This is a genomic window from Nonomuraea diastatica (assembly GCF_004349015.1).
Lineage (GTDB): Bacteria > Actinomycetota > Actinomycetes > Streptosporangiales > Streptosporangiaceae > Nonomuraea > Nonomuraea diastatica.
Genome location: NZ_SMKP01000264.1, coordinates 1 through 11410, shown reverse-complemented (window position 1 = coordinate 11410; position 11410 = coordinate 1). Strand labels below are relative to the sequence as shown.

Here is an 11410-nt window from a genome sequence, read left to right as displayed (position 1 = left end):
CGTCCAGCCCCGCAACGGAGCCCAGCGCCGATCCCACGGCGGAGCCCACGTCCGGCCCCAGCACCGATCCCACGGCGGAGCGCACGGAGCCGAGCACGAACCCCGGCAGGTCGAGCCGCCCTGAGCCGGGCTCGCCGATCACGCACGGTGAGTTCCCTGACTGGAAGTTCAGCCTGGGGGAGGCGAAGTTCGCCGCCCACAAGGTGGGCGGATGGACGTACGACTCCTGCGACACGGTGGACAGGCAGGGCGAACTGGCCAAGAACCAGTGCGAGCGCGCCATCGAGCTCGCCTATTCGGCCTACTCGGGGCACCTCAAGGCAATCCAGGTCATCATGTCGTTCCCGAGCGAGGCCACCGCGAAGACCGCCGCGACGCGCCTGGCCGAGCTCTCCTCCAATGCCGTGAAGTGGCGCCGGGACCAGGCGCTCGACACGTTCGTCTACGGGAAGATCCGCTCAGGATCGATCAAGAAGTACGTCGTGCTCACGGTCGTCACCGCCGACAGGACGGCCCGCGCCAAGGCCACGAAGTTCCACCACTACCTGCAGGCGGACCACAAGAACTACTTTCTCTTCCGCGACCTGGACGCCCCCGGCTGAGCCCGGGGACCGTCTGGGCGCGGTCATCGGCGTGCCGTCCGAGACCCCCGGTCAGCGGTGGCGGCGCACGTCGATAACGTCAGCATCATGTTCGACTCCCACCAGGCCACGGGGCTTCGATGATCGGCGCCATCGCGGACGACTTCACCGGCGCGACCGACGTCGCGGTGGCCCTGCGCCGCCGTGGCATCCGTACCGTGTTGTTCTTCGGGCTTCCGCCGGCGGCGGCGGAACCACCCGAGCACGACGCGGTCGTGATCGCGCTGAAGACCCGGACCGCCGCCAGGACGGACGCGGTCGCGCAGTCGCTGGCCGCGCTGGGCTGGCTGCGCTCGCGCGGCGTCCGCCAGGTCTACGTCAAATATTGCTCCACGTTCGACTCCACGGCCGAGGGGAACATCGGGCCGGTCCTCGACGCCCTGGCCGACGCCATGGACGTGCCCGTGGTCGCCATGACGCCCAGCTCGCCGGAGCACGGGCGCACCCAGGACAACGGTTACCTCTTCGTCGGTGACGTGCCGCTCGGCGAGTCGCACATGCGGCACCATCCCCTGACCCCGATGACCGACTCGTACCTGCCGCGCCTGCTGGAGGGCCAGAGCGCGCACCGGGCGGGCGTCGTGACGCTGGCGCAGGTCCGGGCGGGGGCGATCGGGCGGCGGCTGGCCGAGCTGCGGGCGGAGGGCGTGCGCTACGCCCTCGTCGACGCCGTTGACGACGCCGACCTCCTGACCGCCGGTCGGGCACTGGCGGACGCGCCGCTGGTCGCGGGCGCGGCCGGGCTCGCCGGCGGGCTCGCCGCGGCGCACGCGCGGTCCGGGCACGACCACGCGCCCGCCCCCGCGCCGCAGGGCGCCGCGGCGGTGCTGGCGGGCAGCTGCTCGGCCCGCACGCTGGAGCAGGTCGCCGCCATGATCGAGGCGGGCAGACCGGCCTACCGGCTGGACGCGCTGGCCGACCAGGACCCCGAGTCGCTCGCCCGGGACGCGCTGGCCTGGTATGACACGCTGGACGTCGAGGCTGGAGCGCCCCTCGTCTACGCATCGGCCGACCCCGCGGCGCTGCGCCGGGTGCAGGGAATCGTGGGCGCGGAGCGGTCGGCCGCGATCCTGGAGTCGGCGATAGGCCGCGTCGCGCAGGGGCTGGTCGAGCGGGGCGTCACCCGCGTGATCTCGGCCGGCGGCGAGACCTCGGGGGCCGTCGTGAGCGCGCTCGGCGTGCCGGGCGGGATGATCGGCGCGGAGGCGGCGCGCGGCGTGCCATGGATCCACACGGCGTCCGGTCTCACACTCCTGCTCAAGTCGGGCAATTTCGGCGAACCCGGCCTCCTGGTCGAGTCCTCACGATAACCGGCGTCCCAACCCCCTGACCAACAACCCACAAGCCCGACCCCTGACCGAACCCCCCAACGACCCGCGAGCACGAGTCGATCGCGCCCGCCGCCCGCCGTCCTGTGCGGCCTCTCCTATGGCCCCCGGATGGAATTGCCCGGTATGTCGGCCGCCGACCGGCTGCCTGTGAACGCGCGAAGCGCCACCGGATGATCATCACGGCCGCCCGCGAGCTGGCCCGAGGAGCTGTGCGCGGCGTTCGGGGAGCTGGTCGCGGCCCTGGGAGCCCGTGGCGGCGGGCCACGACGTCGCCTCCTCGCCGAGGGGACGTCTCCGCACGGCCTAGCAGGGCCCACGACGGCCGGGCACCAGCAGCAGCAGCGCAGGAGCGATCTCCTGATCGACCGCATGACCCGCGCCGCGTGACCGGCTAGTCGAGCAGGCCGCGGCGGCGGGCCGCCGCGGCCGCCTGGGTGCGGGTGGACACCTCCAGCTTGGCCAGGATGTTGGAGACGTGCACGCTCACCGTCTTCTGCGCGATGAACAGCCGCTCCGCGATCTCCCGGTTGGTGAGCCCCTCCGCGACCAGGCTCAGCACCTCGCTCTCGCGGGCGGTGAGCCCTCCGTCGCCGGCTCCGGAACCACTGCCGGAGCGAACCCCGCGCCCTCCGCCGCCGCCCCCGGAACCACCGCCGAAACGAGCCCTGCGGCCCCCGTCGCCGAAGCGGGCCCTGCGCCCGAACTCGTGCAGCGCGTTCTCCAGCGGCGCGGCGCGCAGCTTGCCCGCCGTCTCCCTGGCGAGATCCCACTCCACCTGGGCCGCCTCCCGGTCACCGGCGGCGAGCAGTGCCTCGGCCAGCCGCCAGCGGGCACGGGCCGTCTCGTAGACGAACCCGTAGTCGAAGGTCTCCACCACCTGCCGCCACAGCTCCACGTCGAGCCGGCCGTGCACGCGGTGCCACTCGGCCTCCACGCGCAGGCCCCAGGCCCGACCCTCAGGACCCAGGTGGCCGCCCTCCCCGGTGGGGCCGGCCTCGACGGCGTTGCGGGCGCGGCGGCGCAACTCGTCGGCGCCGCCGGTGCTGCCGAGCTCCGCCAGCGCCCACAGCCCGACGGCGGCCAGCCGGATGGTGCCCGATTCGCCCTCGACCAGCCGGTCCATGACCGCGTGCACGTGGTCGAGCGCGGCCTGGGGGTCGCCGTTCCACAGGGCGTGCTCGGCGGCCAGCGCCCGCGACATGTAGGCGGCCAGCTCGTCGGACCAGAACGGCCGCAACCACCCCAGCCGGCTCTCCACCGCCGGCAGGCCGCGCCCCACCTCGACGAACAGCGCGTACGACGACAGGATCGCCTCAGGCACGGTGCCCACCCGCGCGGGGAAGCCGCCCGCGACCGTCTCCGCCTGGTCCCACTCGCCCGCGACGTAGTGGATGAGGAAGCGCAGGAAGCGCAGGTCGGTGCCGAAGGTGCTCCACTTGAGGCCGGTCTCGAACGCCATGCGGATGCCCTCGTCGGCCACCTCCGCCGCGTGGTCGAGCAGGCCGCCCTCGTAGTGGATGCGGGCGTGGTGGAAGCGGGCGCGCAGGTCCATCGCCAGGTCGCCGGAGCCCTCGGCGGCGGCGATGTTGACCAGCTTGTGGGCCCTGCCGACGTCACCCCGGTGCTCGACGTAGGTGGCCAGCGTGAGCAGCGCCCCCACCTCGGCGTCTCTGGCCCCGGACGCGCGGGCGACGTCGAGCGCGCGGGCAGTGAGGCCCTCGATCTCGCGGTGGCGCGGGCTCCAGAGCAGCGCGCGAGCCTGGGTGGCCAGGGCGCGGGCGAGCTCGGGCCGGTCGCGCGCCGTCTCGACCGCGCGCTCCGCCGCCGCGATCGAGGCCGGCTGGTCGTCGGCTTCGTAAAGGTAGTAGGCGAGCCGCTCGAGCACCTCGGACGTCGGCGGCAGCGCCCTGAGCTGGGTGATCGCACGGTGGTTGTCGCCGGCGCCGGCCGCCATGACGGCGCTGCGGAACGCCAGCCCTTCCCTGCTCTCCCCGGCGAGCCCGGCCGCCCCGTCGACCCGCTCCCACAGGCCGAGCGCCCGCTCGTAGTGCTCGTGGGCCTCGGCGGGCGCGCCGAGGAGCGCGGCCTGGCGGCCCGCCTCGACCGAGGCCGCCAGCGCCCCGGTCAGGTCGTGGCCGGCGAGATGGTGATGGGCCAGCTCGGCGGGAGAGGAGAGCAGCCGGGCGAAGGCGGCGTGCAGCCTGGTGCGCTCGCCGGGCAGCAGGTCGGTGTAGACGGCCTCCTGCAGCAGCGCATGGCGGAAGGTGTAGCCGTAACCGTCGACCCTGAGCAGCCCGCGCGAGACGATCTCCCGCACCGCCTCCTCGAACTCCGCCAGCGGCAGCCCGGACACCTCCCGCAGCAGCTCGTCCTCCACCCTGCGCACCGCCACGGCGGCGGCCCGCAACACGCGCTGCCCGGCCTCGGACAGCACCTCGACCCTGGACATCAGCAGGCTGGCGAGCTCGTCGGGAAGCTCGTCGCCCTCGGCCATGGCCGCGAAGAGCTCCTCCGCGTAGAACGGGTTGCCGTCGGCCCGGGACACGATGAGCCCGAGCTCCCGAGCGCCCACTTCACCCATAGTGGCGACATAGTCAGACATGTCGCCCTCGCTCAGTGGCCCCAGCTCGACGTGCGTCACCGTCGGGAGCCGCTTCAGCTCCGCCAGCACCGAGCGCAGCGGATGGCGCCGGTGGAGATCGTCGGTGCGATAGGTGCCGACGACGCAGACCCGCTCGGTCTGCACCATGCGGCTGAGAAAGACCAGCAGGTCACGGGTGGACCGGTCGGCCCAGTGCAGGTCTTCGATCACGAACAGCACCGGCTGCACGTCGGCCAGCAACCCGAGCAGCGAGCCGAACAGCCGCTGCTGGGTGAGCCCTGCCGGCTGCGCGCTCTCCGTGCCGGGGAGCAGCTGGCCCAGCATCGGATGGGCGGCGGCGGCCTCGCGCACCTTCGGCTCCGCGCCGCGCAGCGCGTCGGCCAGCGGCAGGTAGGGCAGCGCGTCGCCCAGCTCGGCGCACTGGCCGGCCAGCACGTGGAAACCACACTCGCGGGCCTCGGCGACCAGCTCGGTGACCAGCCGGGTCTTGCCGATGCCGGCGTCGCCGCCGACGAGGGCGACGCCTGCCGTGCCGTCGGCGGCCGACCGCGTCACCCGCACCAGCCTGGCCAGCTCAGCAGCGCGCCCGACGAGGAGATCCTTCACGCCAGAAACGATGCCACGCCCCTCCGACACTTCATTGGTCCGGGGAAACGGCCTCCGATTGGCCCTGATCTCCCTACCAAAAGCATCTTACGCTGCTCTTTCGTGATTCCTCCAACAACGTACGCCCTCTTCGTGACCGCCTCGCTCGCCCTGATCCTCATCCCGGGGCCGAACCATCTCTACATCACCGCCAGAGGCCTCGCCCAGGGCCGGGCGGCCGGCCTGGCCAGCGCGCTCGGCGTGGAGATCGGCACACTCGTGCACATCGCGGCGGCCGCCGCGGGCCTGTCGTACGTGATCTCGCAGTCGGCGACGCTCTTCGCGATCGTCAAGTGGGCGGGCGTCGCCTACCTCGTCTACCTGGGCATCCGCGCGTTCATGGGCAAGGACGCCGAGACCGGGGCACCGCGGCGGCAACCACTGCGCAAGGTGTTCCTCGAAGGGGTGCTGGTCAACGTGCTCAACCCCAAGGTGGCGCTGTTCTTCCTGGCGTTCCTGCCACAGTTCGTCGACCCCGGCGCGGGCTCTCCGACCGTGCAGGTGGTGGTGTTCGGACTCACGGCGCTGCTCCTGGGGCTGGTGTCGGACGTCGTGTACGCGTTCGCCGCCGGCGCACTGGGCCGCCGCCTGCGCCGCAGGGCCAGGACGCTCCGGTACGTCAGCGGCGTCGTCTACCTCGGCCTGGGAGTGGCCACCGCGTTCGCCGGGAGAAGATGATCCGTACGATGCCGAAGCCGCGCTGCTCAACGCCGGAGCGCGCTGCTCAACGCCGTCCGCGGTTCAGAGGGCCAGCGCGGCCGGGATGCGGTCGAGCACGGGGTGGGGCGCCAGCCCGTACGCGTAGAAGTCGACCGCGAACGCGCCCGCCCCCTTGGCGCCGCGGGCCTTGGCCACCAGCCGGTCGGCCGAGTCGCTGTCGGGATGGCCCGGCCGCAGCACGGCACGCACCTCGCGATCTTTACCCACGGACCGCAGGTAGGCTCCCACGTCGTCGGCCACCCTGGCCGCGTCGCGCGCGTAGGCCAGCACCCCGAAGGCGGGCACCAGGTCGCCGAGCGCCACCAGGTCGACGCCGAGTTGCCAGGCGTCATGGGCGGCCAGCCCTGGCGTGGGCAGCCCGTCGGCGTCGCCCTTGACCGCGCCGGTGGAGTCGATGAACACCAGCTTGGACCCCTCGTCCGCCACAGCGGAGGCCACCTCGGACACCAGCGTGGTCACGGTCTCCGACCGGGCCCTGGCGTAGGCCACGACCTCCGGCCCCGCGTACGCGGTCAGCGCCGCCCTGGTCACCTCGCCCTGCGCGGCCGGGTCGCCGTCGAACACGCCGCCCACGATCCTGGCGCACTCGTCGCGCGCCACGTCGGCGTTCACACCCAGGTCGGTGGCCCTGCCCATGCAGTAGTCGCAGAAGCAGAGCCCGAACAGGTAGGTGTCCATCGGCCCGAGCGGCACGAACGAGCGCTGCGGCCTGAGCGGCCTGAAGTGCAGCGACTCGGCCACCACGCTGTCGACCCCGAGCCTGGCCACCGCTCTGGCCAGCGCGACCGCGTATTCGCGCACGTCGGGGTGGGCGGGGCACAGGTCGGTGAGCGAGCCGCGGTCGCCGAAGCAGTCGCGGACCGTCACGTCCGGATGCTTCTCGCCGAGCGTGGCGTTACGCAGGAACACCGTCCATCCGTGGAGCTTGATGGAACGTTGCGCACAGGCTTCGCGAAGCCCGTCGAAAGCATCCTGGTAGCCCGGCACGGGAGCGAGCCGGAGCCCGGAGAACAGGTCGGGCGGCGGGGCGAAGTGGGCACCGTCGTGGCGGATGGTCAGCCGGGACAGTCCGTGCGGGGTGACGTCGCGGGAGGCGTGGTGCACGGCGCCGACGGTGACGCCGCGCACACCGTACGCGCTGATCCTGTCGAGCACCCGCTCGACGCCCTCGCCGCGCAGGTCCTCCACGAAGGCGTATACCGAACTGTCCACAAGCTGACCTTAAGCGCTCTTGTACGCGACGAAGTCGATCTCCACCAGGATGTCCATCAGCTCGGACCCCACGGTGGTGCGTACGGGAAAGGGCGGGTTGAAGTACGACTTGTACACCTCGTTGTACGCGGCGAAGTCGCGCTTGAGGTGCTGCAGGTGGACCGTGGCCTTGACCACGTCGTCGAAGCCGAGGCCGTGCGCGGCGAGGATGGCGCCGAGGTTGCGCATGACCCGGTGGGTCTGGGTGGCGACGTCGTCGCCGTCGACCTCGCCGGTCTGCGGGTCGATCGGCCCCATGCCGGAGGTGTAGACGAAGTCGCCCACCACGAGGCCCTGGGAGTAGGCGCCGATCGGGGCGGCGCCCTCGGTGGTCCTGAGCTCCTTCTTCACGTTTTCTCCCTAGAAGTTGGTGTGTATCGTGCCAACGACACGGTAGTCCTGGTCCACCAGAGGCAGCTCGCGCCACTTGTCGAACGCGGTGCAGGGGTGCGAGATGCCGAAGGCCAGCAGGTCACCGACCTCGAGCCCGTCGCCGCGCACCAGGGTGTGCTGGTCCTGCATCTTCGTGACGGTGACGCCGGCGCGCCGCGGGATGGGCAGCCCCTCGTCGTACGGCGCGTCCCGCTTGCCCATGCCGACGACCGTCAGCCCCGGTTCGGGTGTGGAGAGCACGTGCGCCCACACCTCCAGCGCCGGCCGCAGCTCGCCCTGGATGCGGTTGAACGGCGTGCGCTCGCGGTAGTAGCCGTCGTCGTGGGTGACGTAGGCGCCGCTGCGCAGCAGGATGCGGGCCTGGGTGGCGACGAGCTCGCGCCCGATCACGTCGAACCACTGGCTGCCGCCCACGGTCAGGATCGGGTCGCGGACGCGGAGGTAGGCGACCGCGTCCTGCAACGAGTCCAGATATTTCCGGACTTCGTCGGCGGTTTTGAGGGCGCCCTCGTACCCCGCGATCCCCACCGGCTCGACCCCGGGCGTCTCCTGCGCGCAGGCCACCACCGCCAGCAGGTCGTCCAGCGAGCGGCACCCGGCACGCCCGCCTTCGTGCCCCAGCTCCACCAGCACCCGGAACGGCCGCGCCCCCGCGTGGCGGGCCAGGACGCCGACCCCGGCCACGGAATCGGCGAAGCTCAGGATCTCGAACGCGGGATCGCGCTCCAGCTCGCCGGCCGCCCAGGCCAGCCCCGCCGGGTCGACGACCTGGTTGGCGACCATGATCCGGCTCGCCCCGAAGCCCCTGGCCGCCTCGGCCTGGCGCGGCGTGGCGACGGTCAGCCCCCAGGCGCCCGCTCCGAGCTGGAGCGCGGCGATCTCAGCGGACATGTGCGTCTTGACGTGCGGCGCCAGCTCCAGGCCGTGGTCGCGGGCGAAGGCCGCCATCGTCGCCACGTTGTGCTCGAGCGCGTCCTGGCGCACCACCATCAGCGGGAAACCGAGCGCTCCGTCGAAGATCGACCGCCCGAGCGTCTCCTGCACAAGGCCCCTTCCATCAGCGTCCGACGTTATCCTGACATCCCGGGCAAGACCCAGCCGCGGTCAGGGCCGCAGCGCACGCCCGGGCGTGGCGCCGGTCAGCTCTCCCCCGGCCAGCACGCGCACCCCCGACACGAGCACGTCGTCCACGCCGGACGCGAGCGTGCGCGGAGCGGCGTACGTCGCCAGGTCGGCCACCGTGTCAGGGTCGAACACCACCACGTCGGCCGCGAACCCGCCGCGCACCAGCCCCCGGTCGGCCAGCCCGAACCGCCGAGCCGGATGCGCGGCCAGATGCACCGCGGCCTGCTCCCACGTCCAGTCGCCGAGCTCCCTGACATGCCGGCCAAGGAACCGGGCGAACGCCCCGAACCCCCGCGGATGCGGATGACCACCCACATAGATTCCGTCGGAGCCGCCGGTCTGCGACGGATGGCGCAACATCCGGCGTACGGACTCCTCACCCTCGGGGCCCTCGTCGGGGCGGGCGGACACCACGCCCGCCTCAAGCCGCGTCTCCGTCAGGAGGCGGCGGCAGAACGCGGCCGGCTCCAGCCCCGCCCGCTCGGCCGCCGCCACCATGGTCAGGCCCTCCGCCCAATCCAGCCCTGGCGCGTGCGAGACGGTCAGCCTCGGCCAGGTGCCGGCCAGCGTCGGCCACCAGTCGTCCAGCCCGTCTGAGGCGATCATCTCCAGGGCGCGGTCGGTCTCGGCCCCGGGCACGGACGGCGGCAGCACGACCATGGCCAGGATCGTGTTGCCGCGCAGGTAGGGGTAGGTGTCGAAGGTCAGGTCGACGCCATCGCCGAGCGCCTCCTCGACCAGCGGCAGCAGCACGCCGGCGGGACCGTGCAGGTGGGAGACGTGCACGGCGGCGCCGGAGCGCCGGGCGATGTCCACCACCTCCGCCATGCCGACCCCGGCATGCGCACCGTAGGCGCGCATGTGGGTGACGTACGGGAGCCCGCCGAGCGGGGCGCACAGCGCGGCCAACTCCTCGGCGGAGGCGTAGCGGCCCGGCAGGTATTCGAGCCCGCTCGACAGGCCGGCCGCGCCCTCGGAGAGCCCGCGCTCGACGTGCCGCACCATCGCCGCCAGGTCGCCCGCCGAAGCGGGAGCGGACGACGGGCCCATGACGTCGTAGCGGATGGTGCCGTGCGGCAGGAGGTAGGCGGTGTTCAGCGCCACCGCCCGGTCGTAGCCGTCGAGCAGCTCACCCACGGTCAGCGACCCGTCCTGCGGCGCCCCGCCGGGCAGTGGCCCGTTGACGGCGGCGAAATAGCGGGCGGCGTAGGCGACGGTCGCGGCCGATCCGGGCGCGAAGGACAGGCCGTCCTGCCCGAGCACGAACGTGGTCACCCCCTGCCGCAGCGCCGCCCGCTGCACGGCCGGGTCGAACACGGCCGCGTCGCCGTGGGCGTGGCAGTCCACGAAGCCGGGCGCGACGAACCGGCCCGTCGCGTCGATCACGGTCCCGGCCTGCGCGCCGTCCAACCTGCCGACCGCCGCGATCCTGTCGCCGGCGACCGCCACGTCCGCCCGGAACGGCGGGGCGCCCGTGCCGTCGAGCACCCTGCCGCCGCTGATGACTACGTCGAACCTCACCCATGGATTCAATCAGAGCCGCGATACGGCTTCGGGCCGCACTCCACGGACTCGTTGACCGGATGTTCGGCCAGCAGGTCGCGGGCCTGCAAGCGGGCGAGGTTCCAGCCGTTCCACGGATCGGGGCGGTCCAGCCCGTTGGCCTCGACCACGTCGGCGAGCACGCAGCTGCGCTGCGGCTCGGGCAGCCGGTCCAGGGCCGGCACCGCCTCCGCGCCGAGATCGCCCAGGTAGTCGGAGTCCAGCTGGGTGACGCCGCGCACCTCCACCTGCGAGTACGCGACCTGCAGGTCCGGGTTCACCACCGCGAACGCGCCCAGGCCCAGCCCGGTGACCAGCACGACCGTACGCGGCAGCCAGCCGGAGCCGCGCCCCGCGAACCGCACCGCCCCGGCCAGCAGCACCAGCGCGAACAACGCCCCCAGCCACCAGACCGTGGCCTGCACCGACAACCGCAGCCTGGACAGGCCGTAGGCGTCGGTGTAGAGGTTCATGCGGTGCAATGCCGAGACCAGCACCACCATCGTCAGCCCGCACAACATCCCCAGCAGCCCCGCCAGCAGCCAGCGCTCGCGCCGCTCGGCCCTGAGCAGCCCACCGGCCACGGCCACGATGCCCAGCACGAACACGCTGACCACGACCAGCTGGAAGAATCCCTGCCTGGCGTACTCGGCGTAGGTCAGCCCCGCCGTCCTCAGCACCCAGGCATCGCCCCCGAACAGCGCCGTGATCTGCACGGCCACGAACGACGCGAACAGCAGGTTCACCGCCGTGAGCGGCACCAGCCAGATGCTCCTGCTCACCCTGAACTTCTTCTGCGGCCCCACGGGATCGTTCACCGGCCGCAGCGCGACCAGCACCACCGCGGCCAGCAGCACGGCGAAGAGCACGAAGAGGAAGATCCGCAACGGCGCGGACTCCGCCCAGTCCGGCGCGGTGGTCACCCGCTCCAGGTAGGCGGCGAACACCGCGTCCGCCGAGGCGAACAGCAGCCCGAACACCGCCAGCAGCACCGCCGTGATGCCCAGGGCGGCCAGCGTCGGCATGACGCGCCGCCTGGCCGACAACTTTTTCAGCGGCCCGGCCAGGAACCACTGCACCGGGCCCAGCGCGAGCACCACGGACACGCCGCCTCTGATCACGCCCAGCCAGCCCGTGCCCGCCCCGGAGACCGCCAGCGC

The 11410-nt window shown here is 72.8% G+C and carries 9 protein-coding genes; 3 read left to right on the top strand and 6 right to left on the bottom strand.

Annotation, left to right across the window (positions count from 1 at the left end):
- Together E1294_RS53760 and otnK are read left to right on the top strand one after the other, a co-directional pair.
- A partial coding sequence (locus E1294_RS53760; protein ID WP_220448372.1) for an RAD23 family protein occupies window positions 1-602 on the top strand: 602 nt, incomplete at its 5' end.
- Window positions 603-721: 119 nt separating this feature from the next.
- A complete protein-coding gene (gene otnK, locus E1294_RS48215) occupies window positions 722-1951 on the top strand; it encodes a 3-oxo-tetronate kinase (RefSeq protein ID WP_132518872.1) in 1230 nt (409 codons plus the stop codon).
- 412 nt (window positions 1952-2363) lie between these two features.
- Here the strand turns inward: otnK and E1294_RS57600 are convergent, their stop codons facing one another.
- The gene (locus E1294_RS57600; RefSeq protein ID WP_132518871.1) at window positions 2364-5180 is read right to left on the bottom strand and encodes a helix-turn-helix transcriptional regulator; all 2817 of its coding nucleotides are present in this window, start codon (window positions 5178-5180) and stop codon (window positions 2364-2366) included.
- A 102-nt stretch (window positions 5181-5282) separates the two neighbouring features.
- On the opposite strand from E1294_RS57600, the gene E1294_RS48205 reads away from it, so the two are divergent.
- Window positions 5283-5897, top strand: coding sequence for a LysE family translocator (locus tag E1294_RS48205; protein WP_132518870.1), 615 nt, complete (start codon window positions 5283-5285; stop codon window positions 5895-5897).
- 63 nt (window positions 5898-5960) lie between these two features.
- On the opposite strand, the gene E1294_RS48200 is transcribed toward E1294_RS48205, so the two are convergent.
- The 5 genes from E1294_RS48200 to E1294_RS48180 all read right to left on the bottom strand — a co-directional run.
- On the bottom strand, window positions 5961-7151 hold the full coding sequence (locus E1294_RS48200) for a hypothetical protein (protein ID WP_132518869.1): 1191 nt from the start codon (window positions 7149-7151) through the stop codon (window positions 5961-5963).
- A gap of 9 nt (window positions 7152-7160) precedes the next feature.
- Window positions 7161-7541, bottom strand: a complete 381-nt coding sequence (locus E1294_RS48195; protein WP_132518868.1) for a RidA family protein — start codon at window positions 7539-7541, stop codon at window positions 7161-7163.
- 9 nt (window positions 7542-7550) lie between these two features.
- Window positions 7551-8627, bottom strand: coding sequence for an alanine racemase (locus E1294_RS48190; RefSeq protein WP_246083805.1), 1077 nt, complete (start codon window positions 8625-8627; stop codon window positions 7551-7553).
- Window positions 8628-8687: 60 nt separating this feature from the next.
- Window positions 8688-10229, bottom strand: a complete 1542-nt coding sequence (locus tag E1294_RS48185; RefSeq protein WP_132518867.1) for an N-acyl-D-amino-acid deacylase family protein — start codon at window positions 10227-10229, stop codon at window positions 8688-8690.
- 8 nt (window positions 10230-10237) lie between these two features.
- On the bottom strand, window positions 10238-11410 hold a 1173-nt coding region (locus E1294_RS48180), incomplete at its 5' end, for a DUF4153 domain-containing protein (protein WP_132518866.1).